At 64.2% G+C, this 24,841-nt stretch carries 23 protein-coding genes; 10 read left to right on the top strand and 13 right to left on the bottom strand.

The window, feature by feature from the left end:
- Nucleotides 1-12 precede the first annotated feature (12 nt).
- Both rnk and cyaY read right to left on the bottom strand, forming a co-directional pair.
- Nucleotides 13-420, bottom strand: a complete 408-nt coding sequence (rnk, locus tag KCX70_RS02250) for a nucleoside diphosphate kinase regulator (RefSeq protein WP_212619151.1) — start codon at nucleotides 418-420, stop codon at nucleotides 13-15.
- A 164-nt stretch (nucleotides 421-584) separates the two neighbouring features.
- On the bottom strand, nucleotides 585-917 hold the full coding sequence (cyaY, locus tag KCX70_RS02245; RefSeq protein ID WP_021207140.1) for an iron donor protein CyaY: 333 nt from the start codon (nucleotides 915-917) through the stop codon (nucleotides 585-587).
- A gap of 199 nt (nucleotides 918-1,116) precedes the next feature.
- Between cyaY and lptM the strand changes: the two genes are divergently transcribed.
- The 6 genes from lptM (at nucleotide 1,117) to KCX70_RS02215 (ending at nucleotide 5,761) form a co-directional block, all read left to right on the top strand.
- Entirely contained in the window at nucleotides 1,117-1,257 is a 141-nt protein-coding gene (gene lptM / locus KCX70_RS02240) for an LPS translocon maturation chaperone LptM (protein ID WP_021207141.1), read from the top strand.
- 11 nt (nucleotides 1,258-1,268) lie between these two features.
- A complete protein-coding gene (gene lysA / locus KCX70_RS02235; protein WP_212619150.1) occupies nucleotides 1,269-2,516 on the top strand; it encodes a diaminopimelate decarboxylase in 1,248 nt (415 codons plus the stop codon).
- A gap of 10 nt (nucleotides 2,517-2,526) precedes the next feature.
- On the top strand, nucleotides 2,527-3,357 hold the full coding sequence (gene dapF, locus KCX70_RS02230) for a diaminopimelate epimerase (protein WP_212619149.1): 831 nt from the start codon (nucleotides 2,527-2,529) through the stop codon (nucleotides 3,355-3,357).
- A complete protein-coding gene (locus tag KCX70_RS02225) occupies nucleotides 3,354-4,049 on the top strand; it encodes a DUF484 family protein (RefSeq protein ID WP_102846447.1) in 696 nt (231 codons plus the stop codon). The genes dapF and KCX70_RS02225 overlap by 4 nt, the downstream gene beginning before the upstream one ends.
- A gap of 120 nt (nucleotides 4,050-4,169) precedes the next feature.
- Complete coding sequence (gene xerC / locus KCX70_RS02220; RefSeq protein WP_212619148.1) at nucleotides 4,170-5,069, top strand: tyrosine recombinase XerC; 900 nt, start codon at nucleotides 4,170-4,172, stop codon at nucleotides 5,067-5,069.
- Nucleotides 5,066-5,761, top strand: coding sequence for an HAD family hydrolase (locus KCX70_RS02215; RefSeq protein WP_021207146.1), 696 nt, complete (start codon nucleotides 5,066-5,068; stop codon nucleotides 5,759-5,761). Before xerC ends, KCX70_RS02215 begins: the two co-directional genes overlap by 4 nt.
- A 163-nt stretch (nucleotides 5,762-5,924) precedes the next feature.
- Here KCX70_RS02215 and sutA read toward each other — a convergent pair whose 3' ends face one another.
- The 5 genes from sutA to glnK all read right to left on the bottom strand — a co-directional run bounded on the left by sutA (nucleotide 5,925) and on the right by glnK (nucleotide 9,972).
- Nucleotides 5,925-6,263, bottom strand: a complete 339-nt coding sequence (gene sutA / locus KCX70_RS02210; protein WP_021207147.1) for a transcriptional regulator SutA — start codon at nucleotides 6,261-6,263, stop codon at nucleotides 5,925-5,927.
- Nucleotides 6,264-6,337: 74 nt separating this feature from the next.
- Entirely contained in the window at nucleotides 6,338-6,763 is a 426-nt protein-coding gene (locus KCX70_RS02205; RefSeq protein ID WP_021207148.1) for a secondary thiamine-phosphate synthase enzyme YjbQ, read from the bottom strand.
- Nucleotides 6,764-6,861: 98 nt separating this feature from the next.
- Nucleotides 6,862-8,115 carry an ammonium transporter gene (locus KCX70_RS02200; RefSeq protein WP_212619147.1) on the bottom strand — a complete coding sequence of 418 codons (1,254 nt, stop codon included), beginning with the start codon at nucleotides 8,113-8,115 and terminating at the stop codon, nucleotides 6,862-6,864.
- 80 nt (nucleotides 8,116-8,195) lie between these two features.
- The gene (locus KCX70_RS02195) at nucleotides 8,196-9,512 is read right to left on the bottom strand and encodes an ammonium transporter (RefSeq protein WP_212619146.1); all 1,317 of its coding nucleotides are present in this window, start codon (nucleotides 9,510-9,512) and stop codon (nucleotides 8,196-8,198) included.
- Nucleotides 9,513-9,633: 121 nt separating this feature from the next.
- Nucleotides 9,634-9,972: a P-II family nitrogen regulator gene (gene glnK / locus KCX70_RS02190; RefSeq protein WP_003096476.1), complete on the bottom strand. Its 339-nt coding sequence runs from the start codon at nucleotides 9,970-9,972 to the stop codon at nucleotides 9,634-9,636.
- Between the two features lie 397 nt (nucleotides 9,973-10,369).
- Between glnK and KCX70_RS02185 the strand changes: the two genes are divergently transcribed.
- From KCX70_RS02185 to KCX70_RS02175, 3 genes are all read left to right on the top strand, one after another.
- Nucleotides 10,370-10,630, top strand: coding sequence for an accessory factor UbiK family protein (locus KCX70_RS02185; RefSeq protein ID WP_212619145.1), 261 nt, complete (start codon nucleotides 10,370-10,372; stop codon nucleotides 10,628-10,630).
- Between the two features lie 30 nt (nucleotides 10,631-10,660).
- Nucleotides 10,661-12,160, top strand: coding sequence for a YifB family Mg chelatase-like AAA ATPase (locus KCX70_RS02180; RefSeq protein ID WP_212619144.1), 1,500 nt, complete (start codon nucleotides 10,661-10,663; stop codon nucleotides 12,158-12,160).
- Between the two features lie 195 nt (nucleotides 12,161-12,355).
- Nucleotides 12,356-14,326 carry a BCCT family transporter gene (locus KCX70_RS02175; RefSeq protein WP_021207153.1) on the top strand — a complete coding sequence of 657 codons (1,971 nt, stop codon included), beginning with the start codon at nucleotides 12,356-12,358 and terminating at the stop codon, nucleotides 14,324-14,326.
- A 32-nt stretch (nucleotides 14,327-14,358) separates the two neighbouring features.
- Here KCX70_RS02175 and KCX70_RS02170 read toward each other — a convergent pair whose 3' ends face one another.
- On the bottom strand, nucleotides 14,359-16,002 hold the full coding sequence (locus KCX70_RS02170) for a putative bifunctional diguanylate cyclase/phosphodiesterase (RefSeq protein ID WP_212620276.1): 1,644 nt from the start codon (nucleotides 16,000-16,002) through the stop codon (nucleotides 14,359-14,361).
- 262 nt (nucleotides 16,003-16,264) lie between these two features.
- Between KCX70_RS02170 and rep the strand changes: the two genes are divergently transcribed.
- Entirely contained in the window at nucleotides 16,265-18,274 is a 2,010-nt protein-coding gene (rep, locus tag KCX70_RS02165) for a DNA helicase Rep (RefSeq protein WP_102851625.1), read from the top strand.
- Between the two features lie 946 nt (nucleotides 18,275-19,220).
- Here the strand turns inward: rep and KCX70_RS02160 are convergent.
- The 5 genes from KCX70_RS02160 to gap form a co-directional block, all read right to left on the bottom strand.
- On the bottom strand, nucleotides 19,221-19,985 hold the full coding sequence (locus KCX70_RS02160; protein WP_102851626.1) for an IclR family transcriptional regulator: 765 nt from the start codon (nucleotides 19,983-19,985) through the stop codon (nucleotides 19,221-19,223).
- Nucleotides 19,986-20,104: 119 nt separating this feature from the next.
- Nucleotides 20,105-21,607, bottom strand: coding sequence for a CoA-acylating methylmalonate-semialdehyde dehydrogenase (locus tag KCX70_RS02155; RefSeq protein ID WP_212619143.1), 1,503 nt, complete (start codon nucleotides 21,605-21,607; stop codon nucleotides 20,105-20,107).
- A gap of 4 nt (nucleotides 21,608-21,611) precedes the next feature.
- The gene (locus KCX70_RS02150; RefSeq protein WP_212619142.1) at nucleotides 21,612-22,778 is read right to left on the bottom strand and encodes an iron-containing alcohol dehydrogenase; all 1,167 of its coding nucleotides are present in this window, start codon (nucleotides 22,776-22,778) and stop codon (nucleotides 21,612-21,614) included.
- A 297-nt stretch (nucleotides 22,779-23,075) separates the two neighbouring features.
- Nucleotides 23,076-23,678 carry a cyclodeaminase/cyclohydrolase family protein gene (locus KCX70_RS02145; RefSeq protein ID WP_212619141.1) on the bottom strand — a complete coding sequence of 201 codons (603 nt, stop codon included), beginning with the start codon at nucleotides 23,676-23,678 and terminating at the stop codon, nucleotides 23,076-23,078.
- A gap of 10 nt (nucleotides 23,679-23,688) precedes the next feature.
- On the bottom strand, nucleotides 23,689-24,705 hold the full coding sequence (gene gap, locus KCX70_RS02140; RefSeq protein ID WP_212619140.1) for a type I glyceraldehyde-3-phosphate dehydrogenase: 1,017 nt from the start codon (nucleotides 24,703-24,705) through the stop codon (nucleotides 23,689-23,691).
- Between the last annotated feature and the right edge of the window lie 136 nt (nucleotides 24,706-24,841).

Here is a 24,841-nt window from a genome sequence, read left to right as displayed (position 1 = left end):
ACAGGCCTGGCATCACAGATGAACGTCGCCCGCGGCCTCCGGCTGGTACTCGACCGCCAGCAGCGTCAGCTTGAGCACCTTGCCTCCCGGCGTTGGCCAGTCGATATGCTGGCCTACGCTCATGCCCAACAATGCGCTACCGACCGGCGCCAGCACCGAGACCGTTCCCTCCTGTCGGGCGTCCTGCGGGTAGACCAGCGTCAGGTGGTAATCCTTGCCACTGCCTTCTTCGCGGCAATGAACGCGTGAGTTCATCGATACCACGCCAGCGGGCAATTCGCTGCGCTCGACCACCTGGGCACGGGACAGCTCTTCTTCGAGTGCCTCGGCGGCCGGACCGTAGTCAGCCAGGCCATCGAGCAGTCGCTCGAGCCGCTGCACGTCGGGTTGCGTGATGATGATGGGCGGTGCGCTGGTCATGGGTCTGGATAAACTCCGCTGGAAAGTGAAAGGTCAGAAAAAGCAAAAACCCCGCCCGGAGGCGGGGTTTTTTGAACCGAACTCGACCCTATCACAGCCAATTAAATTAGCAAGGCCACCAGCGCTCAGGCGCCGGCGCAGATTCCGGCATGCCGCTCCTCGCCTCAAAGCTCCTCGAAATCGAGCGCCTCGCCGCCCTGCTCCTGCGTGACCCGGGTCAGCAATTCCCCGAGGCGCTCGTCATTGGTGTCGCAGATCCACAAGGACGACGCTTCGTCATAGTCGAAATGGAAGCCACCCGAGCGCGCCGCCACCCAGAGCTGGCGCAGCGGGGGTTGGCGGCTGAAGATCAGCTGCGTGCCGTTCTCGAAACGCACGGTGAGCACGCCGCCGGAGTTGTCCAGATCGACATCCATGCCACTGTGATCGAACACATCCTCGACTTCTTCCTGAACGGCGTCGACTAGATCGTGGAAGCGGGCTTCGCTCAAACTCATGAATCGGTTTCCTTCGGTACGGGTTGTACGGCGGCACCCGGCCACCGACGATCCCGACGAGCTTAGCAGGCCATCGCCGCGTCTAGCGAGCGCAGGCCCGGACGGCGCGCGATATGTCTGCCGGCGAGCGCGCCCACATAGGCAATCCGGTGGGTGCTGGGTATACTCCGGCCATCGATTTTCCAAGGATTGCTCCCCAATGAAGCGCCTATTGCTTCCATTCATCGCACTCGCGGTTCTCGCTTCCGCACTCGGCGGCTGCGGCCAGAAAGGCCCGCTTTATCACCCGGACGACACGGCTACTGCCAAAGAGCGTTCCAAAGACCGATTCGAACTGTAAAGGAGGCATTTATGGAGGCCTTCTCGTACCGCGACGGTCAACTCTTCGCGGAGGGCGTGGCGCTGCCCGCTCTCGCGCAACGCTTCGGCACCCCCACCTACGTCTATTCGCGCGCCCATATCGAGGCGCAATATCACGCCTACGCCGATGCCCTGAAAGGCATGCCGCACCTGGTCTGCTTTGCCGTGAAGGCAAACTCCAACCTCGGCGTGCTGAATGTGCTGGCGCGCCTGGGCGCCGGGTTCGATATCGTCTCCATTGGCGAGCTGGAGCGCGTCCTCGCTGCCGGCGGCCAACCGGATCGCATCGTCTTTTCCGGCGTGGGCAAGAGCCGTGACGACATGCGCCGGGCACTGGAAGTCGGCGTGCATTGTTTCAACGTCGAATCCACCGAGGAGCTCGAGCGGCTGCAGCAGGTCGCCGCCGAACTCGGCGTGATGGCGCCGGTGTCGCTGCGGGTCAACCCGGATGTGGATGCCGGCACCCACCCGTACATCTCCACCGGGCTCAAGGAAAACAAGTTCGGTATCGCCATTGCCAACGCTGACGCGGTCTATGGCCGCGCTCACGAGCTGAGCCATATCGAAGTGATCGGCGTCGATTGCCATATCGGCTCGCAACTGACCACCCTGCCGCCGTTCCTCGACGCGCTCGATCGCCTGCTGGCGCTGATCGACCGCCTGGCCGTACGCGGCATTCGCATCCAGCATCTGGATCTGGGTGGCGGGCTCGGCGTGCGCTATCGCGAGGAGCAACCGCCGTTGGCCGGCGACTATATTCAGGCGGTACGCAAACGTATCGATGGGCGCGATCTGGCACTGGTGTTCGAACCCGGACGCTCGATCGTCGCCAACGCCGGCGTGCTGCTGACCCGCGTGGAATACCTCAAGCACACCGAGCACAAGGACTTCGCCATCGTCGATGCGGCGATGAACGACCTGATCCGCCCGGCGTTGTACCAGGCCTGGATGGACGTGATACCCGTGCAGCCGCGCGATGGCGAAGCACGTCACTACGACATCGTCGGCCCGATCTGCGAGACCGGTGATTTCCTCGCCAAGGAGCGCCCGCTGGTCCTTGCCGAGGGCGATCTGCTGGCCGTTCGCTCGGCGGGCGCCTATGGCTTCGTCATGAGTTCGAACTACAACACCCGCGGCCGTGCCGCCGAGGTGCTGGTGGACGGGGAAGACGCCTACGAAGTGCGCCGCCGCGAAAGCGTGCAGGAGCTATACGCTGGCGAAAGCCTGCTGCCTGCCTGAGGCCACGACGATGCTTTTGCGTTTTACCAAGATGCATGGCCTGGGCAACGATTTCATGGTCATCGACCTGATCAGCCAGCACGCGCATATCCAGCCCAAGCACGCCAAGCAATGGGGTGATCGGCACACGGGCGTGGGCTTCGATCAGCTGTTGCTGGTCGAGCCGCCGCATGACCCCGACGTCGATTTCCGCTACCGCATCTTCAACTCCGATGGCTCGGAGGTGGAGCAATGCGGCAATGGCGCGCGCTGCTTCGCGCGCTTCGTGCTCGACAAGCGTCTGACCATGAAGCGGCAGATTCGCGTCGAGACCAAGGGCGGCATCATCGAGCTGGATATTCGCCCCGACGGGCAGATCAGCGTCGACATGGGCCCGCCACGCCTGGTACCGGCCGATATTCCCTTCCAGGCCGAAGGCGAAGCCCTGAGCTATCCGCTGGATGTCGACGGTCAGCAACTGGAAATCGCCGCGCTATCGATGGGCAATCCGCACGCCGTGCTGCGCGTCGACGACGTCAACACCGCGCCGGTGCATGAGCTGGGGCCGAAGATCGAGCATCACCCGCGCTTCCCGCAGCGAGTCAACGCCGGCTTTCTGCAGGTCGTCGACCGCCAGCACGCGAAACTCCGCGTCTGGGAACGTGGCGCTGGCGAAACCCAGGCCTGCGGCACCGGTGCCTGTGCCGCCGCCGTGGCTGCGATACGCCAGGGCTGGATGGACTCGCCCGTACAGATCGATCTGCCCGGCGGCCGTCTGTCCTTCGAATGGGCAGGTCCGGGACAGCCGGTTATGATGACCGGCCCCGCCGTTCGCGTTTTCGAAGGACAAGTTCGCCTATGACCGAGCAGAACCAGGACAAGCCGCAGTTGCCGGACGCCGAAACCGTCGCGGCCTACCTGCGCGCCCACCCGGAATTCTTTGTCGATCACGATGAATTGATTCCCGAACTGCGCATCCCGCATTTGCCCGGTGGCGCCGTGTCGCTGGTCGAGCGCCAGGTCAAGCTGCTGCGCGAGCGCAACATCGAAATGCGCCACCGGCTGGCGCAGCTGATGGACGTCGCCCGCGACAACGACCGGCTCTTCGACAAGACCCGTCGCCTGGTGCTCGATCTGCTCGATGCCAACAGCCTGGAAGAGGTCATCGGCGCGGTGGACGAAAGCCTGCGGCATGAATTCCAGGTGCCCTACGTCAGCCTGATCCTGTTCAGCGAAACCCCGTTGCCGGTTGGCCGTAGCGTTACGGCTGCCGAAGCGCAGCAGGCGATCGGTGGCCTGCTCGGCAGCGGCAAGACCGTTTGCGGCGTGCTCCGCCCGCATGAGCTGACGTTCCTGTTCGGTGAAGAAGACAGCAGCGGCATTGGCTCGGCCGCGGTCGTTGCGCTCAACCAGCAGCAAGGCATCCTCGCGATCGGCAGCCAGGATCCGCAACACTACAAGAGTTCGTTGGGCACGCTGTTCCTCAGCTACATCGCCGAGGTGCTGACGCGGGTTCTGCCGAATTACTCCACGCCGCTGCGCTCGGTACGCTGAAGGCTGGAGGCTGGACAGCGCCAGGGCGCTCTCGGTACGACCGTAAAGCTTTCGCCTCCTACGCTCACCCGTCCAGCTTTCAAGCCTCCAGCGCTGTTATCGGCTCTTGAGGCCTTACCCATGCAAACCGATCTGGATACCTACCTCGACCATCTGCGCCATGAGCGCCAGGTGTCGCCCCACACGCTCGACGGGTATCGCCGCGATCTCACCAAGGTGCTGGCCTTCTGCGGCCGGCAACGGATCGACGCCTGGGAATCGCTGAAGGCCGCGCAGGTCCGTCAGTTGGTCGCCGAGGGCCATCGCCAAGGGCAGTCCAGCCGCAGCCTGGCGCGATTGCTCTCCTCGTTGCGCGGTCTGTTCCGCTACCTGAACCAGCAAGGCCGTTGCGCCCATGACCCGGCCGCCGGTATCGCACCACCGAAAGGTGAAAAGCGCCTGCCGCGCCTGCTCGATACCGACCGCGCGATGCAGTTGCTGGACGGCGGCGTCGAAGACGATTTCATCGGTCATCGCGATCAGGCCATGCTCGAGCTGTTCTACTCGTCCGGGCTGCGTCTGGCCGAACTGGTCGGGTTGAACCTGCAGCAGCTCGATTTGCCAGCCGGGTTGGTCCGGGTCCTTGGCAAGGGCAGCAAGGAGCGTGTACTGCCGGTCGGCCGCAAGGCTCGAGAGGCGTTACAGGCCTGGCTACCATTGCGGGCACTGAGCCGTCCGGCCGACGATGCGCTGTTCGTCAGCCAGCAGGGGCGCCGTCTCAGCCCCCGCGCGGTGCAGTTGCGAGTTCGCCAGGCCGGGGTCCGCGAGCTCGGCCAACATCTGCATCCACACATGCTCCGTCACAGCTTTGCCAGTCACCTGCTTGAGTCCTCGCAGGACCTACGCTCGGTGCAGGAACTGCTCGGCCATGCCGACATCGGTACCACACAGATCTACACCCACCTGGACTTTCAGCACTTGGCGAAGATCTACGACCAGGCGCACCCGCGAGCCAAGCGCAAACAGGACGGCGAGCCATGAGCATTCAGCTGATTACCTTCGATCTCGACGATACCCTGTGGGATGTCGGCCCGGTCATCCAGAGCGCGGAGACCCGTCTGCGTGATTGGCTCGGCCAGCACGCACCACGCCTGGGCGGTTTCCCAATCGAATCGTTGGCGGCGATCCGCCGTCTGCTGATCGAATCCGAACCGGACCTCAAGCATCGCATCAGCGAGTTGCGGCGGCGCATTCTGTTTCATGCGCTGCATGACGCCGGCTATTCGCCAAACGAGGCGCAGGCTATCGCCGACCAGGCGTTCGAGGTGTTTCTCGAAGCGCGGCACGCCATCGACCTGTTCCCCGACGTGCATCCGACGCTGGAGCACCTGGCCAACCACTACATGCTCGGGGTCCTGACCAACGGCAACGCCGATGTTCGCCGCCTGGGCCTGGCCGACTATTTCCAGTTCACGCTCTGCGCCGAAGAGCTGGGTGTCGGCAAGCCGGATCCGCGGCCATTTCAGGAGGCACTGATGCGTGCTGACGTGGCTGCCGAGCATGCCGTACACATAGGCGATCATCCCGACGACGACATTGGCGGGGCGCAGCGCGCCGGCGTTCGGGCGATCTGGTTCAACCCCGCGGGCAAACCCTGGGAGCATGATGTCCGGCCGGATGCCGAGGTGCGCAGCCTGGCCGAGCTGCCCGCGTTGCTCGCCAACTGGCGTTAGCCGGCTCCTTGCGCCAGATGCAACAAAGCCCAGCACGTCGGTACTGGGCTTTGTTGCAATGACCGCTTACCTGGCTCGGCGCTGCGCAGAAGCGCTCGTCGGTCAGCCTTCCAGCTTTCCAACCTCTAGCCTTCCAACGCCAAGCGTTTTACGGCTTAGCCGATTAGATCGGGCGGCTGCCGTACTTGCTGTCCGGCTTCTTCGGCGGGTCGGCCACGACGTTGGGCTCGACTTCCTGCACCCGGCCACCACGTGCGAGAAATTCTTCCATCGCACGCGCCAGCTCCTCGCGCTCCTTCTGCTTGGCTTCCAGGCTCGGCAGCTCTTCGACGACCACAGACTTGGCCTTGGCCTTCTTGCTCGTCGGAGTCGCACGATCGCTGTCGGTGCTTTCGTCGTCGGCGCTGTTGTCGGCATCACCCTCGTCGGCCGGCGCCAGCTCCTCGTCGTCCTCCTCGTCGTTCACGTCCAGATCGTCTTGTTCTAATTCTTCGTCACTCATGTTCAACCTCGTACCATGCCAAAGCGGAAGTTATAGCCCAGCGATGTGCCTGTTCGCCTATCGCCAAAAGAAATTCAACTCGCCATTCCATGCAACGTCACAAGCACCTGCCTGGAACCTCCCTGGTCGCGATGCTCACCCAGGTAGATACCCTGCCAGGTTCCCAGTGCCAGTCGCCCCTCGTTGACTGGCACACTCAGCTGACAGCCGAGCAGACTCGCCTTGAAATGCGCCGGCAGATCGTCCGGCCCTTCGTAGTCATGTTCGTAACCCGCCTGGCCTTGCGGCACCAGGCGGTTGAAGAATCGCTCGAAATCACGCCGTACCGCGCCGTCGGCATTTTCGTTGACGGTCAACGAGGCCGAGGTATGACGCAGCCACAGGTGTAACAGACCGACCCGGCACTGATGCAGTTCCGGTAATTGAGCCAACAGCTCGTCGGTAATCAGGTGAAAGCCTCGCGGCTTCGGTCGCAGCGTGATCAGCGTCTGTTGCCACATGCCGGATTCTCCCGCGAACACCTGAACGGGCGCATTCTAGCGCGGCGGCAGAAAAAACAAAGGGCGCCCGGAGGCGCCCTTGTCATAGTCCGGAAGGCTCAGCGCTTGCTGGTGAATTCCGGGTAGGCTTCCAGGCCACACTCGACCACATCGACACCCTCGTATTCTTCCTCTTCGCTGACGCGCAGGCCCATCACCGCCTTGATAATGCCCCAGACGATCAAGCTGGCGATGAACACCCAGGCGAAGATCGAAACTAGGCCCAGCAGCTGTGCACCGAAGCTGGCCTCGGCATTGGTCAGCGGCACCGCCAGCAATCCCCACATGCCGACCACACCGTGCACCGAAATGGCACCAACCGGGTCATCGAGCTTGAGCTTGTCCAGGGCGAGGATGCTGAACACCACCAGCACACCACCGACGCCGCCGATCAGCACGGACTGCAGAGCGCTCGGCGTCAGCGGCTCGGCGGTAATCGCCACCAGGCCGGCCAATGCACCGTTGAGCACCATGGTCAGGTCGGACTTGCCGAACAGCAGGCGCGCCGTGATTAGCGCCGCGACCAAGCCGCCGGCGGCTGCCATATTGGTGTTAGTGAACACCTGAGCGACCGCATTGGCGTCCTCGATGGTGCTCATCTTCAACTGCGAGCCGCCGTTGAAGCCGAACCAGCCCATCCACAGGATGAACGCACCGAGGGTGGCCAGTGGCAGGTTGGCGCCAGGAATCGCGTTGATCTGACCGTTCGGACCGTACTTGCCCTTGCGCGGGCCAAGTAGCAGTACGCCAGCCAGAGCAGCCGAAGCGCCCGCCATGTGCACCAGGCCGGAGCCGGCGAAATCGAGGAAACCAGCCGCGTCGAGGAAGCCGCCACCCCATTTCCAGAAACCCTGCACCGGATAGATGACACCGGTCATCACTACCGCGAAGACGATGAAGGCCCACAGTTTCATCCGCTCGGCCACGGCACCGGATACCACCGACATACAGGTTGCGGCGAACACCACCTGGAAGAAGAAATCGGCACGGGTCGAATAGTAAGGCGCGCCTTCGCCACCGGCGGCGACCACGTCCACCGCATGCTCATCGCCGATCAGAAAGCCCAGGCTCGGCAGGATGCCGCCTTCCGGGCTCGAGTACATGATGTAGTAGCCGATCAGCAGGTACATGATCGAAGCCAGCGCGTAGAGCACGATGTTCTTGGTCAGGATCTCGGCGGTGTTCTTGGCGCGAACCAGCCCCGCCTCGAGCATCGAGAATCCGGCCGCCATCCACATCACCAGCGCGCCGCAGATGAGGAAGTAGAAGGTATCGAGTCCGTACTGAACGGGTATCAGTGCTGTGCTATCCATTTGTTATCACCTTTTCCGTGGCGCCTTGTGACGCCGTTCGGTTAAGGCGCCCGGGTTGGCTCCGGGCGCACTCCGTGTGCTTACAGGTTGTAGCCGCGCTCGTTGTGCAGGCTGAGGTCGAGGCCGATGGTTTCTTCCTCTTCGCTGACCCGCAGGCCCATCACCGCATCGATCACCTTGAGAATCACGAAGGTCACAATGGCGGTGTACACGACCGTGAAGAGCACGCCTTTGAACTGGATCCACAGCTGCAGGGCGACATTCTCCACCTCGCCGAAGCCGCCCAGCGCCGGCGCCGCGAACACGCCGGTAAGCAGCGCTCCGACAATGCCGCCGACGCCGTGTACGCCGAAGGCGTCCAGGGAGTCGTCGTAACCGAGCTTGCGTTTGAGGCTGGTGGCGCAGAAGAAGCAGATCGCGCCGGAGACCAGACCGATGATGAGCGCTCCCATCGGCCCGACCGTGCCGGCCGCCGGGGTGATCGCCACCAGCCCGGCAACCACGCCGGAGGCGATGCCCAGCGCGCTGGGTTTGCCGTGGGTCATCCACTCGGCGAACATCCAGCTCAACGCGGCGGCCGCGGTGGCGATCTGGGTCACCAGCATGGCCATGCCGGCGGTGCCGTTGGAGGCCAGCGAAGAACCGGCGTTGAAGCCGAACCAGCCGATCCAGAGCATGGCAGCGCCGACCAGGGTCAGCCCGAGGTTATGCGGTGCCATCGGTGTTGTCGGAAAGCCCTTGCGCTTGCCGAGCACGATGCACGCCACCAGCCCGGCGATACCGGCATTGATGTGCACCACGGTGCCGCCGGCGAAGTCGAGTACGCCCCAGTCCCACAGCAGACCGCCGTCGCCGCCCCAGACCATATGTGCGATGGGCGCATAGACCAGGGTGAACCAGACGCCCATGAACACCAGCATCGCGGAGAATTTCATGCGCTCGGCGAAGGCACCGACGATCAACGCCGGGGTGATGATGGCGAAGGTCATCTGGAAGGTGATGAAGACGCTCTCCGGCACGCTGCCGGTCAGGCTGTCTGGCGTCAGGCCGCTGAGGAAGGCACGCCCGAGACCGCCGACGAAGGAGTTGAGGTTGGTGACGCCGGCTTCCATCCCCGCCGTGTCGAAGGCCAGGCTGTAGCCGTAGACCATCCAGAGGATGCTCATCAGGCCGGTAATGGCGAAGCACTGCATCATCACCGAGAGGATGTTCTTCGAACGGACCATGCCGCCGTAGAACAGCGCCAGGCCTGGAATCGTCATGAACAACACCAGCGCAGTGGCTGTGAGCATCCATGCCGTATCGCCGGAATCAAGCGTTGCCTCCTGCGCCATGGCGATGCCGGGGCAAATCAGAGACAAAAGGGCTCCTAGCCCTGCGAATTTTCGCAGAGTCATGGTTTTACTCCTGGGGCGTGGGGGGTTCGTAGGCCTGCCAGGCAGGCAATCGCAAACGTTCGGTGGCGCGTGGCGAGTAGGGCGTTACCGCCGACTCGTCAGATCGCTACGCGCCGGGCCGTCAGATTGCGTCGGTATCGGTTTCGCCTGTACGGATGCGAATGGCCTGTTCCAGATTGACGACGAAAATCTTGCCGTCGCCGATCTTGCCGGTGTTGGCCGCCTTGGTGATGGCCTCGATCACGCGATCGAGCTGATCGTCAGCAATCGCCACGTCGATCTTCACTTTCGGCAGAAAATCGACGACATATTCGGCACCGCGATAGAGCTCGGTATGCCCCTTCTGGCGACCGAAACCCTTGACCTCGGTGACCGTGATGCCCTGAACGCCAATCTCGGACAGCGACTCGCGCACGTCGTCCAGCTTGAACGGCTTGATGATGGCAGTGACTAGTTTCATGAAAACTTCTCCCGTTTAGGTGGACTTGCCCCAGAAGTACGAACCCGGCTCAAGTCTAAGCGCAGTGTCTGGCTCTTGTAACGCGCCGACGTAGCGGAGCGACCTTCCGACACCATCAACCAATCCGACGAAACGTCCCGAATCGCCTATGCACCGCAACCTGTCGATGCATGCGTCACGATGAGCCAAGCAGAATCGATGCCAATTCCAGCGAGCATCCGATTTTGCGCGGTGCGCCGGGCTGTCGCGGCTGATGCATGGGGCGAAGCGACCAAGCGATGCACCAGCTTGGTGCCGATCAAGATCACCCCGTGCACCCAAACGGGCACGACGCGCGGAAAAGGGCTGCCGTGCGGCCGTGCTACACTGCCAGCCGCTCAGAAAACAGGTGATTCGCATGTTCCCGCCCAAAGCTTTCCTCGACGCCGTCGGCGCCCAGGCTTCGCGCCTGTTCAACGGAGAAAACCCCTTGCCTCGTGCTGAAATCGAAGCCCAGTTCAAGGGCATCGTGCAGGGCGCCTTGAGCAAGCTCGACGTGGTCAGCCGAGAGGAATTCGACGGCCAGATGGTCGTGCTGGCCCGCACCCGCGCACGTCTCGAGGCGCTGGCAGCCAAGGTTGCCGAGCTGGAAGAAAAGCTAACGCCACTCACGGAGTAATCCGCTGGCAACGATCAAAGGAGTGATCGAATGTCCCTTGCAATCGTCCACAGCCGCGCTCAGGTCGGCGTGGAGGCGCCTGCCGTCACGGTCGAGGCGCATCTGGCCAACGGCCTGCCCTCGCTCGCTCTGGTCGGCCTGCCGGAAACCGCCGTCAAGGAAAGCAAGGACCGTGTGCGCAGCGCGATTCTGACCTCCGGCTTCGATTTTCCCGCCCGTCGCATCACGCTCAATCTCGCCCCGGCCGATCTGCCGAAAGACGGCGGTCGCTTCGATCTCGCGATCGCCTTGGGCATTCTTGCCGCCAGTGCGCAAATCCCTGGTGACCGTCTGGAGAGTCTCGAATGCCTCGGCGAGCTGGCACTCTCCGGAGCGTTGCGTCCGGTGCAAGGTGTATTGCCCGCTGCCTTGGCGGCGCGCAAGGCCGGACGCGCACTGCTGGTGCCCAGGGCCAATGCCGAGGAAGCCAGCCTGGCGTCCGGTCTGGTGGTCTACGCCGCGGATCACCTGCTCGAGGTAGCCGCACACTTCAACGGAGCGACCCCGATCGAGCCCTTCCAGGCGCAGGGGCTGCTGCGCCAGGTGTTGCCCTACCCCGACCTCGCCGAGGTTCAGGGGCAGGCGGCAGCCAAGCGCGGATTGCTGGTCGCTGCGGCCGGCGCCCACAACCTGTTGTTCTCCGGCCCGCCAGGCACCGGCAAGACCCTTCTGGCCAGCCGCCTGCCCGGATTGTTGCCGCCTTTGGAAGAACAGGAGGCGCTGGAAGTCGCCGCCATTCATTCGGTCGCCAGCCAGTCACCGCTGGAGCACTGGCCGCAGCGGCCGTTTCGTCAGCCCCATCACAGTGCATCGGGACCGGCACTGGTCGGCGGTGGTAGTCGACCGCGACCGGGCGAAATCACCTTGGCGCATCAGGGCGTGCTGTTCCTGGACGAGCTGCCGGAATTCGATCGCAAGGTGCTCGAGGTGCTTCGCGAGCCACTGGAATCGGGATGCATCGTTATCGCCCGCGCGCGTGACAAGGTGCGCTTCCCGGCTCGCTTTCAGCTGGTCGCGGCGATGAACCCCTGCCCCTGCGGCTATCTGGGCGACCCCAGCGGGCGCTGCCGCTGCTCGCCAGACCAGATCCAGCGCTACCGCGGCAAGCTCTCCGGTCCACTGCTCGATCGTATCGACCTGCACCTGACGGTCGCTCGCGAGGCGACGGCGCTGAACGCACCACTGGCGGGCAGCGAAACCACCGTCGAGGTCGCTGCCAAGGTTGCCGAGGCGCGGCGCATCCAGCTACAGCGCCAAGGCTGCGCCAATGCCTTCCTCGACCTCACCGGCCTGCGCAGTCATTGCCAGCTGCAACCGGAGGACCAGCAATGGCTGGAACGGGCCTGCGAGCGCCTCGGACTGTCATTGCGCGCGGCGCATCGGATCCTGAAAGTCGCGCGAACGCTGGCGGATCTGCAGCAAGCGACCTCGATCGGTCGTGCGCACCTGGCCGAAGCCCTGCAGTACCGACCCGGAAGCCAGGCCGGCTGATTCGCGTCCTCGCCTGCTGGAAACAACTCGAAAGACCGAAAAGGTTGGCTGCAAACCGGCCCTTCACGCGGTCACAACCTGGGTAAGCCCGTCCAGTGGACCGCCGCCGCATCCGGTCGGAACAGACCGATATGCTAGATTGCGTCCTCTTCGCCACAGGCGGCCACTCCCCATCGGTTATCAAAGGAGCGCAGCATGGAGGCCAACACGTCTTCACCTTCCACCCTCAATCCACCCGTTTTCTACGGTTCCGCCATCCTGGTCCTGCTACTGGTGATCTACAGCGTCGCCGCCCCCGAACACGCTCAGGCTGTGTTCAGCGACGTTCAGGCCTGGATCATCGCCAACGTCAGCTGGCTATACATTCTCGCCGTGGCGATCATCCTGCTGATGGTCGTGTTGCTGGCGCTCAGCCGGTACGGGGAAATCAAGCTCGGCCCCGACCACAGTGAGCCCGACTACAGCTACCTGACCTGGTTCTCGATGCTGTTCTCGGCGGGCATGGGCATCGGCCTGATGTTCTTCGGCGTCGCCGAGCCGGTGATGCACTTCCTTTCGCCCCCGGTTGGCGAAGGCGGCACGGTGATAGCCGCACGCGACGCGATGAAAATCACCTTCTTCCACTGGGGGCTGCACGCCTGGGCCATCTACGCCATCGTGGCGATGATTCTGGCCTATTTCAGCTTTCGCCAAGGCCTGCCGCTGACACTGCGCTCGGCCCTGTACCCGCTGATCGGCGAACGTATTCACGGGCCGATAGGCCACGCCGTGGATATCTTCGCCATCATTGGCACCGTGCTCGGCGTCGCGACGTCCCTCGGACTAGGCGTCACCCAGATCAACACCGGACTGAACCACCTCTACGGACTGCCGGTATCCATACCGGTACAGATCGCGCTGATCGCCGGCACCACCTTGCTGGCGACCATCTCGGTGGTCACCGGGCTGGACAAGGGCGTGCGCCGCCTGTCGGAACTGAACCTGTCGCTGGCCGTGCTGTTGCTGCTGCTGGTACTGATCGCCGGCCCAACCGTATTCATCCTGCAGACCTTCGTGCAGAACACCGGCAACTACTTCTCGCAGATCATCACGGCGACCTTCAACCTCTACGCCTACGAGCCCAACGACTGGATTGGCGGCTGGACGCTGTTCTACTGGGGCTGGTGGCTGGCCTGGTCGCCCTTTGTCGGCCTGTTCATCGCGCGCATCTCGCGCGGGCGCACCATCCGTGAATTCGTCACCGGCGTGTTGCTGGTGCCCACTGCCTTCACACTGCTGTGGATGACGGTGTTCGGCGATACCGCCATCCATATGATTCTCTGGGACCACGTCACCAGCCTGGGCGAGGCCATCGAGCGGGACAGCTCGTTGGCGCTGTTCGCCTTTCTCGAGCACTTCCCCTTCGCTGCGCTGCTGTCGCTGATCGCCATCGTCATGGTGGTGGTGTTCTTCGTCACCTCGGCCGATTCCGGAGCGCTGGTGGTGGACATGCTCGCCTCGGGTGGCGAGGGCCAGACCCCGGTCTGGCAGCGCGTCTTCTGGGCCGGTTCCATGGGCGCGGTGGCCATCGCGCTGCTGCTCGCCGATGGCCTGACTGCGCTACAGACGGCCACGATCGCCAGCGCACTGCCCTTCACCCTGGTGCTGCTCTGCGCCATGTGGGGTCTGCTCAAGGCCTTGCGTGTCGATGCCACCAAGCAGGGCCTGCGCTATCAGTCACTCAATACCACGCCCACCGCGCCGCAATCGGAAGGCGGCTGGCGGCGGCGCATACAGAACCTGACCAAGTATCCACGCCGGCGCGACGTCGAGCGTTTCATCCGCGAAGTCGCCGCGCCGGCCTGTGCCGCAGTGGCCGAAGAGCTGCGTCAGCAGGGCTACGACGTCGAGCTGACCAGCGGCGAAGACAACCGTACCGGGCTGCAGATCGCCCATGAGGGCGCGCCCGATTTCATCTATCAGATCCGTCCGCGCGGCTATCCGATGCCGAGCTTCGTCGTCACCGAAGAAGGCGACGATGACGAGCGCAACTACTACCGCGCTGAAGTGCATCTCAAGGAGGGCGGCCAGAATTACGACGTGATGGGCTGGAGCCGCGAAGGCGTCATCGGCGACATCCTCGATCAGTACGAGAAGCACATGCACTTCCTGCACATGGTTCGATAGGCAATCTCGTCGGAAGGCGTGTGTGCAATGGCCTAGGCTTGCGCAACGCCTTCCGGTTTTTCGCGATTGCTCAGGTACGTTTCCAGTTCCGCCAGCGGCAACGGCTTGCTGATCAGGTAGCCCTGCACCTGATTGGCCCCGTAGCGCTCCAGCAGCTTCAACTGACCTGCCCGCTCCACGCCCTCGGCCACCACTTCCAGCCCCAGATCGTGAGCCAGGCCGATCATGGCCTGCACCAGGCTGTTGTCCGCCTTGGCGCTGACCTCGTCGACGAAGCTCTTGTCGATCTTCAGCAAGCTGATGGGCAGTCGATTCAAGTGCACGAACGACGAGAAACCGGTGCCGAAATCGTCCAGCGAAAAGCGCACCCCCAGCTCCGCCAGGGCGCTCATGGTTCCGCTGACCTGTTCGCTGCGGCGCATCACCGCCGTCTCGGTGAGCTCGAATTCGAGCCAGCGCGGATCCACGCCGCGCTCCTCGATCAATCGCTGCAGGGTGATCAGCAGCTGGCTGTCCTGAAACTGCCGGAAGGACAGGTTGACCGCCATGTGCAGCTCGCCGGAACCCTTTTCGCGCAGGCTCTGCATGTCACGCAGCGCCCGCGAAATCACCCAGTAGCCCAGCGGTACGATCAGCCCGCTCTCCTCTGCCATGGGGATGAACTCATTCGGCGCCAGCAGACCGCGCGAGGCATGCCGCCAGCGCACCAGCGCCTCCAGCCCGACGATGCGACCGGTCTCCATGCACAGCCGCGGCTGATAATGCAGCTCCAGGTCGTCGCGACGTAGCGCACGGCGCAGCTCGCCCTCCAGATCCGCCAGGCTGCTGGCGTTGCGGTTGACCCGCTCGTTGTAGAGATACCAGGTACACCCTTGCCTGGCCTTCGCCTGGCGCATGGCGACCTGCGCCAGCCACAGCAGCTGATCGGCATCGGTATCGGACTTGGCGTGGGCCAGCCCGAGGCTGCAACCGAGCATCAGGCTTTCGCCATCGAGCCAGTAGGGCTCGGCCAGGGCTTCAACCACCCGATCGGCTACCTGCTCGGCGCGCCCGGAACGGCGGCCGGTATCGAGCAGCAGACCGAATTCGTCGCCCCCCAGCCGCGCGATCCGGTCCCCGACTTCCAGCTGCGCCTTCAACCGCGCCACCACCTGCAGGATCAACCCGTCACCGGCCCGATGCCCGAGCGTCTCGTTGACCCGCCGGAAGTTGTCCAGATCCAGCAGTCCCAGGGCCAGTCCCTCGCCATCATGCTCGGCCAGCTCCCCGACAAGAAGCGCCTGGAATCCCTGGCGGTTGGCGATACCGGTCAGCGGGTCCTGCTCGGCCAGGCGCTGCAAGGCCCCATGCAGGGCGCACCGTTCCCGTGCATAACGCAGGCTGCGGCGCAACACATCGGGGTTGAATTGCGGAGCGACCAGCCAGTCGACGACGCCCTCGGGCGCCTCGTCCGGTTCTTCGTCGAGCAACAGAATGGTGGGCCCGGGGAAGCGCCCCGAAGCCGGGCGGCGGCGCGGTGTGGTAAGCAGCAGGCCGTGCCCTGCTTCGGCCAGATGCGCAGCGGCGCCAGGCCAGTCGCCGGCGACCAGCAGCATGTGTGGGCTACGTAACGCGGCCAGCGCAGCGCGCAGACGTTCGCCCCACTCGGGCTCGTCGGCCAACAGAACCAGACGCATGGGTTGGATGGGCGCGGTCACGGTGTGTCCCCGGTTCGTGCGGAGCAAGAGGATGGTTGGCCACCTCGACGGCACACCTCCTTGTGCGAAGCGGAGCGGTGACTGAACAGCCTAAGGTGGTCACGGCGCGCATAGACTAGAGCATTCCGGCCCCTAACTGAGTACGGCGGGCGACGACTGGTAGCTACAAGGCCTGGCCAACATCATCTGGCAGGGCTTGCCCTGCTAAACTCTCGCCCCCGCTTCAACAGACCTAACGAGAATGTCCCGACTCAACCCCCGGCAGCAGGAAGCCGTGAACTACGTCGGCGGCCCCCTGCTGGTGCTCGCCGGCGCCGGCTCCGGCAAGACCAGCGTGATCACCCGCAAGATCGCCTATCTGGTGCAGCAGTGCGGCATCCAGGCCCGCCATATCGTCGCCATGACCTTCACCAACAAGGCCGCGCGCGAAATGAAGGAGCGCGTCGGCACGCTGCTCAAGGGCGCCGAGGCACGCGGCCTGACCGTGTCCACCTTCCACAACCTGGGCATGAACATCATCCGGAAGGAATACGCGCGCCTGGGCTACAAGCCCGGCTTCTCGATCTTCGATGACGGCGACATCAAGGCGCTGCTCACCGACATCATGCAGAAGGAGTATTCCGGCGATGACGGTGCCGACGAGATCAAGAACTACATCGACAGCTGGAAGAACGACCTGATCCTGCCCGACGAGGCGCTCGCCAACGCCCGCAACCCGAAGGAGCAGACCGCCGCCATCGTCTACCTGCACTACCAGCGCACGCTCAAGGCGTACAACGCGGTGGACTTCAACGACCTGATTCTGCTGCCGGTGAAGCTCTTCCAGGAGCACGCCGACATTTTGGAGAAGTGGCAGAACCGCATCCGCTACCTGCTGGTCGACGAATACCAGGACACCAACGCCAGCCAGTACCTGCTGGTGAAGCTGTTGGTGGGCATGCGCAACCAGTTCACCGTGGTCGGCGACGACGACCAGTCGATCTATGCCTGGCGTGGCGCGCGCCCGGAAAACCTGATGCTGCTCAAAGAGGACTACCCGTCCTTGAAAGTGGTGATGCTGGAGCAGAACTACCGCTCCACCAGCCGCATTCTCAAGTGCGCCAACATCCTCATCGCCAACAACCCGCACGTGTTCGAGAAGCAGCTGTGGTCGGAGATGGGCCATGGCGACGAAATCCGCGTGATCCGCACCCGCAACGAGGACGCCGAGTGCGAGCGCGTGGCGCTGGAGATCCTTACCGAGCACCTGCGCACCCAGCGCCCCTACAGCGACTTCGCCATCCTCTATCGCGGCAACTACCAGGCCAAGCTGATGGAGCTGAAGTTGCAACACCACCAGATTCCCTATCGCCTGTCCGGCGGCACCAGCTTCTTCGCCCGCCAGGAGGTCAAGGACCTGATGAGCTACTTCCGCCTGCTGGTCAACCCTGACGATGACAACGCCTTCCTGCGGGTGATCAACGTGCCGCGCCGTGAGATCGGTTCCACCACCCTGGAAAAGCTCGGCAACTACGCCAGCGAACGCGGCATCTCTATGTACGCCGCTTCCGACGAGATCGGCCTCGGCGCACATCTCGACAGCCGTTACGCCGAGCGCCTGTCGCGCTTCAAGCACTGGATGGACAACGTCCGCCAGCAGTGCGTGGTCAACGAACCGATCGCCGCCATCCGCAGCATGGTGATGGACATCGACTACGAGAACTGGCTGCGCCAGAACGCCTCCAGTGACAAGGTGGCCGACGCGCGTATGGGCAACGTCTGGTTCCTCGTCGACGCGCTGAAGAGCACGCTGGAAAAGGACGAAGACGGCGACATGACCATCGAGGACGCCATCGGCAAGCTGGTCCTGCGCGACATGCTCGAACGCCAGCAGGAAGAGGAAGAAGGCGCCGAGGGCGTGCAGATGATGACCATGCACGCCTCCAAGGGCCTGGAATTCCCCTCGGTGTACATCATCGGCTTCGAGGAGGAAATCCTGCCCCACCGCTCCAGCATCGAGGCCGACACCATCGAGGAAGAGCGGCGCCTGGCCTACGTCGGCATCACCCGCGCCAAGCGCAACCTGGCGCTGACCTTCGCCGCCAAACGCAAGCAATACGGCGAGGTGATCGACTGCACGCCGAGCCGCTTCCTCGACGAGCTACCGCCCGAAGACCTGGTCTGGGAAGGCCAGGAAGACGCGCCGGTAGAGGTCAAGGCAGCCCGCGGAAACGACGCGCTGGCAGCAATGCGGGCGATGTTGAAGAAGTAGCGACGCTTCCCGGCTCCAGGATGCGTAGGGTGGATCACGCCTCACCGATCCACCGGGGTGGCGGCCCACCGGATGACGATCCTCCGAAGCAGCGCACGGTGGATGGAAAGAGCGACATCCACCCTACGACCGAAGCCTGAAAAGCTTCGCGCCGAGGGCGACGCTCCCACCGGCACACGACGCTTTTCGTGGGAGCCGCGACCCCGCGGCGAATGCAGGCCGAAGGACTGCCGAGGTCGAAATCCGAGCAGCTGTAGGGTGGATCACGCTTCACCGATCCACCAGGGTGGCGATCCACCGGGGTGGCGGCCCATCGGGGGAGAGCACGGTGGATGAAAAGAGCGTCATCCACCCTACGACCGCAGCCTGAAAAGCTTCGTGCCGAGGTCGGCGCTCCCACCGGTACACGACGCTTTCGTGGGAGCCGCGACCCCGCGGCGAATGCAGGCCGAAGGCCTGCCGAGCTCGCAATCCGAGCAGCTGTAGGGTGGATCACGCTTCACCGATCCACCAGGGTGGCGATCCACCGGGGTGGCGGCCCATCGGGGGAGAGCACGGTGGATGAAAAGAGCGTCATCCACCCTACGACCGCAGCCTGAAAAGCTTCGTGCCGAGGTCGGCGCTCCCACCGGTACACGACGCTTTCGTGGGAGCCGCGACCCCGCGGCGAATGCAGGCCGAAGGCCTGCCGAGCTCGCAATCCGAGCAGCTGTAGGGTGGATCACGCTTCACCGATCCACCAGGGTGGCGATCCACCGGGGTGGCGGCCCATCGGGGGAGAGCACGCTGGATGAAAAGAGCGTCATCCACCCTACTACCGAAGCCTGAAAAGCTTCGCGCCGAGGGCGACGCTCCCACCGGTACACGACGCTTTCGTGGGAGCCGCGACCCCGCGGCGAATGCAGGCCGAAGGACTGCCAAGGTCTAAATCCGAGCAGTTCGCCCTTCAACCGCTGACAATCGCCTCCAGTTCTCCGGCCGCCGCGCGCAGGCGCGGCACGAAGGCCAGCAAGGATTCCATCGAACAGCGAATCACTGGCGCATGGGTGAACAGGCAGGCGCTCAGCTCGCCGCGGCCATCGCGCACCGGCACGGCGCAGGCGACCATGCCATCGATGAATTCCTCCGAATCGGTAGCCAGGTCCTCTTCACGAATCCGCACCAGGTCGTCGCGCAAGGCGCTGAGGTCAGTCAGGGTATTACGCGCCAGCTGGCGAATCGGCAGGCGCGGCAGGATGCGTTCGAGCTGATCGTCGGGCAGCGAAGCGAGATAGAGCTTGCCGCTGGCGGTGCACCAGAGCGGCGTGTGGCTGCCGATGGGCAGGTTGATCTGCAGCGGCCAGTTGGTCTGCACCCGATCGAAGTAGAGCATGTCCAGACCATCCGGCACGGAGAGGCCGCAGGTTTCGCCGATTTCATCGGACAGCTGACGCAGGATCGCCTGACGCAAGGCCTTGTGCCGGCCGCTGCCAAGAATGTTCACCGCAGTGGCGTGCAGCCGATCGCCCGGCAGCAGGCCGCCGCGCAGGCCGAACTGCAGAAAGCCTTCCTTCTCCAGCGTCTGAACCAGGCGATGGGCGCTGGCCTTGGGGATGTCCAGTTTTTCCGCCAAGGCACTCGGCGTCAGTGGCTCTGCGGCACCGGCCACGGCTTCGATGATTTCCAGCACACGGGTGATGGAAGAGCCTTTTTCACGAGGGGTACTGCGCATGGCGAAGCCCGTTGCGGTAGATGAATAAAACAGCCGCCCCGAAGGGCGGCGAAGCTTAATCGAAATGAAACGGGTCCAGCACCGGTCGTTGCCTGGATAACCGTCCCACGACGCGCCGCCTATTTCATCGTCGGCATCGAGAAGTCCGCCCCGGCACGAATGCCGGTCGGCCAGCGCCGGGTCACGGTCTTCATCCGGGTGAAGAAACGCACGCCGTCCGGGCCGTGCATGTTCAGCGGGCCGAAGATCGAGCGCTTCCAGCCGCCGAAACAGTGGAACGCCATGGGCACCGGGATCGGCACGTTGACGCCGACCATGCCGACCTTGACCTCTTCCTCGTACTGCCGCGCGGTGTCGCCATCACGGGTGAAGATCGAGGTGCCGTTGCCGAATTCGTGATCGTTGACCAGCTTCAATGCCTCGTCGAAGGACTGCACCCGCACCACGGCCAGCACCGGGCCGAAGATCTCCTCTTTGTAGATGCGCATCTGCGGCGTTACCCGGTCGAACAGCGTCGGGCCGACATAGAAGCCGTTCTCGTAGCCTTCAACCGTCAGTCCACGGCCGTCACAGACCAGCGTCGCGCCTTCTTCCACGCCCAGGTCGATATAGCTGACGACCTTCTGCTGATGCTCGCGGGTGACCAGCGGACCCATGTGCGGTTCGGGCTCGACGCCCGTGCCGGGGCCAGTGCGCATCTGGCTGATCTCGCCCTTGAGCATCTCGACCAGATTGTCGGCCACCTCGTCACCGACGCAGAGCGCCACCGAGATCGCCATGCAACGCTCGCCGGCCGAACCATAGGCGGCGCCCATCAACGAGCTGACCACTTGCTGGGGATCGGCGTCGGGCATGATCACCATGTGGTTCTTCGCGCCGCCCAGGGCCTGGCAACGTTTGCCGTGCGCCGATGCGGTGCTGTAGATGTACTCGGCAATCGGCGTCGAGCCGACGAAGCTCACCGATTGCACGCGCTCGTCGGTCAGCAGCACGTCCACCGCTTCCTTGTCGCCGTTGACGATGTTCAGCACGCCCGCCGGCAGTCCGGCTTCGGCCAGCAATTCACCGAGCAGCAGGGTCGCGCTCGGGTCCTTTTCCGATGGTTTGAGGACGAAGGTATTGCCGCAGGCGATGGCCACCGGCAGCATCCACAGCGGCACCATCGCCGGGAAGTTGAACGGGGTGATGCCGACGCAAACACCCAACGGCTGCATCAATGAGTTGGAATCGATGTCGCGGCCGACGTTGGACGAGAACTCACCCTTGAGCAGATGTGGAATGCCGCAGGCGAACTCCACCACTTCCAGGCCGCGGGTGACTTCACCCTGGGCGTCGGAGAAGACCTTGCCGTGCTCCAGCGAGATCAGCCGTGCGACGTCGTCGCGACGCGCTTCGAGCAAGGCCTTGAAGCGGAACATGACGCGGGCGCGCACCAGCGTTGGCGTCTTCGCCCAGCCTTCGAATGCAGCCTGGGCGGCGGCGATGGCCTCACGGGTTTCATCTGCCGAGGACAGCGATACGTATAGTCGCGGCTCGCCGGTGGCCGGGTTGTAGACGGTCGCGTGGCGTTCGGAGCGGCCCGCGACGGCCTCGTTGTTGATCAGGTTGCCGAGGGTCTGCATGGGCTCACTCCTGGTTCCAGACGGTTTCGTAGAGGTCGATGATTTCCGCTTCGCTGGGCACGCGCGGGTTGTTGCCGGGCGAACCCGAGGCCAGCGCCTGCCTGGCCATGGTTTCGCGCAGGCTGAAAAAGCGCTCGCGGCTGATGCCGAACTGTTCGGGGCTGGGCACCTGCAGCTCCTGATTGATCGCGCGCAGCTCGTCCAACAGTTTCTCGTTGGCGGCTTCGACGCTGTCGGTCTGCGCCGCCACGCCCATGGCGCGGGCACAGTCGGCATAGCGCTCGGGCGCCGCGGGAATCGAAAACGCAGTGATCGCCGGCAGCAGCATGGCGTTGGACAAGCCGTGCGGCACATGGAAGAAGGCACCGATCGGCCGGCTCATGCCATGCACCAGCGCCACCGAGGCGTTGGAGAAGGCGATGCCCGCCAGGGTCGCGCCGAGCATCATCGCCTCGCGAGCCTGACGATTGCCGGGCTCGTGGTAGGCGGCACGCAGGTTCGGTGCCAGCAGGCGCATGGCCTGCAGTGCCTGCGCATCGCTGTAAAGACTGGCCTTGCGGCTGACATAGGCTTCGATGGCGTGGGTCAGCGCATCGATGCCGGTATCGGCGGTCACCCGCGGCGGCAGCGACAGGGTCAGCTCAAAGTCGATCAGCGCGGCCACCGGCATGAAGCCGAGGCCGGCGCAGAGCATTTTCTCGTCGCTGGTCTCGTCGGTGATGATGGTGAAGCGTGTGGCTTCCGAGCCGGTGCCCGCCGTGGTCGGGATGGCGATCAGCGGCAGACCGGCTTCGCTGACATCACGCGGGAAGCGGTAGTCGCGCATCTCGCCGCCGAACTTGCCGAGGATGCCGATGGCCTTGGCCGAATCGATGGGGCTGCCACCACCCAGCGCAATGATCGAGTCGTAGCTGCCCGCGCGCACCATGTCGACGCCGGCCCTGATCGAGGCGGCGGTCGGCTCCGGCAGGGTGTCGGCAAAGCAGTCGCTGGGGATATCGGCCTTGGCCAATGTCTCGCTGATCCGCGCGACATAGCCCAGCTCCACCATCATCCGGTCGGTGACGATCAGCGGCCGCTTGCAGCCGAGATTGTGCAGCACGGAGACGATCTGCTGGCTGGCGCCGGCGCCGACTTCCATCAGACGCGGCAGGACGGTGCGATGGCTCATGGTGTTCTCCGGTGGGTTCACGACTCGCGACCGACAATGGCCAACGCGGCCAGACGATGCAGATGCGCGAGCAGCTTGAAGGGGGAATGCTCAGGTCTCGATTGTTATTTTGAGAACATTCGTCTCAGTTGGCTTCGAGACTAGAAACAACGCAGGCAGGCGTCAACCTAAAACGAGACGTTTTTTCTCGTTATCGGATCAACACGATGTGCTTTCGGGGCAAGGGGGACGCCCAGTCCTTGCTCGCGAACTGGCGTTGCAGACGTGGCGACGCCCTCGCCCGCACGCGGCTAGCCGTTAGCTGTCGGCGGAGCGCGCAACGGCAAGTAACCGCTGCAATAGCGCGTCACCCTCGGTCTGCAAGCGCTGCCGCGTGCGTCCGGCCTGCTCGCGGGCATCAGCGGCGTCGAGGCTGGTCATATCGGCATCGACGTTGATCAGCGCCGCACTGAGCCCGGCGTGGATGAGCACAGCGCCGGCCCGGGCATCGCTTTGCACGATGGCGTCCGTGCAGGGCCAGGCCGCGACGGCGAGTTCGAGCGCCTCCAGGCAGCAATGCGCCAGGGCCAGCGGCACCGCACAGGCCTGACGCGCCGCCGCCTGCTTGTCGTCGGCTTCGCCGTCACGGGCAGCGCTCAGGTAATCATCGAACGCCTGCATATCGTCATCGGCGAAGGTCCCTGGTCGGCCAAGCAGCGCTTCAGCGGCCTCAAGCACTTGCAGGCGCGCCGGCTCGGACCCGTGGGCTTCGCTGATGCGCAATCCCTTCACCACCAGCGCCAGGCCGATGTCGGCAGTGACGGCGGCCGCCGCGCCGCAACCGGGTGTCGGCTTGCCGGCGGCCGTCGCGGCGCGAAAATCAGCCAGCGGTTGCGCCCAGACGCTCTCGCCTTCGTTCATGCGTCCGCCTCTAACTGGCCCGCGCCGTGCCGTCGCCCCAGGCCAGCAGGACGTCGAGCATGCGGTTGGAGAACGCCCACTCGTTGTCGTACCAGGCCAGCACCTTGACCAGGTCGCCCTGCACGCGGGTATGGCTGAGGTCGGCCACGCACGAGGTCGGATGGCCAAAGAAGTCGCGCGAGACCAGCGGCAGGTCATTGCACTCCATCACCCCCAGCGGCATCTTCTGCGCGCCTTCGCGCAGGATCTGGTTGATCGCCTCGACACTGCCCGGCGCGCGTTCGGCGGTGAAGGTCAGGTCCACCAGCGACACATTCGGCGTCGGCACCCGCACCGCCAGCCCGTCCAGCCGTCCGGCCAGTTCGGGCAATACCAGGCCGATGGCCTTCGCCGCGCCGGTGGTCGAGGGGATCATGGATTCGGCCGCGGCACGGGCGCGGTAGAGGTCCTTGTGCGCCTTGTCCAGCAGGCTCTGGTCGTTGGTGTAGGAGTGAACGGTGTTGAGCAGGCCCTGGCGAATACCCACCGCCTCGTGCAGGACTTTGGCCAGCGGCGCCAGGCAGTTGGTGGTGCAGGACGCGTTGGAAATCACCCGCTGACTGCCCAGCAGCTCATGGTTGACGCCGTAGACCACGGTCAGGTCCGCGCCATCGAGCGGATGCGAGGCGAACACACGCTGAGCGCCGGCCTGCAGGTGCTGGTCGATCATGTCGCGTTTCTTGAATTTGCCGGTGCACTCGAGCACCACGTCGACGCCCAGCTGCTTCCAGGGTAGCTGCGTAGGATCGCGTTCTTGCAGCAGGCGGATCGACTGGCCGCGGATCTGCATCACGTCGTCGTGCAGATCGACCTGACCGTGGAAGCGCCCGAAGGTGGTGTCGAAGCGCGTCATGTGCGCCATCGCCGCGCGCTCGCTGAGGTCGTTGATGGCTTCGATATGGATCTGGTTTTCCAGGTTTCGCTCGAACAGGGCTCGCAACACGGCTCGGCCGATACGGCCATAACCATTGATGGCAATACGCAACATAGCGGTCTCCCAGGGTCGTTGAGGCAATGCACGTTAGTCGGAGTATGGCCGGTGGCGTTCCGTACCGTCCGACGGAGATCAACGAACCGGGGAAACCCGAACACCGTTGGTCGGTCGTACACCACACAGGCCCGTT

Origin of the sequence: Stutzerimonas stutzeri (assembly GCF_018138085.1) — a bacterium.
GTDB lineage: Bacteria > Pseudomonadota > Gammaproteobacteria > Pseudomonadales > Pseudomonadaceae > Stutzerimonas > Stutzerimonas stutzeri_AI.
This window is presented reverse-complemented; position numbering and strand designations above follow the sequence as displayed.

What these genes read in the sequence shown, in the direction of transcription:
- rnk (WP_212619151.1), bottom strand. Translation starts at nt 420, where the DNA reads ATGACCAGCGCACCGCCCATCATCATCACGCAACCCGACGTGCAGCGG.
- cyaY (WP_021207140.1), bottom strand. Translation starts at nt 917, where the DNA reads ATGAGTTTGAGCGAAGCCCGCTTCCACGATCTAGTCGACGCCGTTCAG.
- lptM (WP_021207141.1), top strand. Translation starts at nt 1,117, where the DNA reads ATGAAGCGCCTATTGCTTCCATTCATCGCACTCGCGGTTCTCGCTTCC.
- lysA (WP_212619150.1), top strand. Translation starts at nt 1,269, where the DNA reads ATGGAGGCCTTCTCGTACCGCGACGGTCAACTCTTCGCGGAGGGCGTG.
- dapF (WP_212619149.1), top strand. Translation starts at nt 2,527, where the DNA reads ATGCTTTTGCGTTTTACCAAGATGCATGGCCTGGGCAACGATTTCATG.
- KCX70_RS02225 (WP_102846447.1), top strand. Translation starts at nt 3,354, where the DNA reads ATGACCGAGCAGAACCAGGACAAGCCGCAGTTGCCGGACGCCGAAACC.
- xerC (WP_212619148.1), top strand. Translation starts at nt 4,170, where the DNA reads ATGCAAACCGATCTGGATACCTACCTCGACCATCTGCGCCATGAGCGC.
- KCX70_RS02215 (WP_021207146.1), top strand. Translation starts at nt 5,066, where the DNA reads ATGAGCATTCAGCTGATTACCTTCGATCTCGACGATACCCTGTGGGAT.
- sutA (WP_021207147.1), bottom strand. Translation starts at nt 6,263, where the DNA reads ATGAGTGACGAAGAATTAGAACAAGACGATCTGGACGTGAACGACGAG.
- KCX70_RS02205 (WP_021207148.1), bottom strand. Translation starts at nt 6,763, where the DNA reads ATGTGGCAACAGACGCTGATCACGCTGCGACCGAAGCCGCGAGGCTTT.
- KCX70_RS02200 (WP_212619147.1), bottom strand. Translation starts at nt 8,115, where the DNA reads ATGGATAGCACAGCACTGATACCCGTTCAGTACGGACTCGATACCTTC.
- KCX70_RS02195 (WP_212619146.1), bottom strand. Translation starts at nt 9,512, where the DNA reads ATGACTCTGCGAAAATTCGCAGGGCTAGGAGCCCTTTTGTCTCTGATT.
- glnK (WP_003096476.1), bottom strand. Translation starts at nt 9,972, where the DNA reads ATGAAACTAGTCACTGCCATCATCAAGCCGTTCAAGCTGGACGACGTG.
- KCX70_RS02185 (WP_212619145.1), top strand. Translation starts at nt 10,370, where the DNA reads ATGTTCCCGCCCAAAGCTTTCCTCGACGCCGTCGGCGCCCAGGCTTCG.
- KCX70_RS02180 (WP_212619144.1), top strand. Translation starts at nt 10,661, where the DNA reads ATGTCCCTTGCAATCGTCCACAGCCGCGCTCAGGTCGGCGTGGAGGCG.
- KCX70_RS02175 (WP_021207153.1), top strand. Translation starts at nt 12,356, where the DNA reads ATGGAGGCCAACACGTCTTCACCTTCCACCCTCAATCCACCCGTTTTC.
- KCX70_RS02170 (WP_212620276.1), bottom strand. Translation starts at nt 16,002, where the DNA reads ATGCGTCTGGTTCTGTTGGCCGACGAGCCCGAGTGGGGCGAACGTCTG.
- rep (WP_102851625.1), top strand. Translation starts at nt 16,265, where the DNA reads ATGTCCCGACTCAACCCCCGGCAGCAGGAAGCCGTGAACTACGTCGGC.
- KCX70_RS02160 (WP_102851626.1), bottom strand. Translation starts at nt 19,985, where the DNA reads ATGCGCAGTACCCCTCGTGAAAAAGGCTCTTCCATCACCCGTGTGCTG.
- KCX70_RS02155 (WP_212619143.1), bottom strand. Translation starts at nt 21,607, where the DNA reads ATGCAGACCCTCGGCAACCTGATCAACAACGAGGCCGTCGCGGGCCGC.
- KCX70_RS02150 (WP_212619142.1), bottom strand. Translation starts at nt 22,778, where the DNA reads ATGAGCCATCGCACCGTCCTGCCGCGTCTGATGGAAGTCGGCGCCGGC.
- KCX70_RS02145 (WP_212619141.1), bottom strand. Translation starts at nt 23,678, where the DNA reads ATGAACGAAGGCGAGAGCGTCTGGGCGCAACCGCTGGCTGATTTTCGC.
- gap (WP_212619140.1), bottom strand. Translation starts at nt 24,705, where the DNA reads ATGTTGCGTATTGCCATCAATGGTTATGGCCGTATCGGCCGAGCCGTG.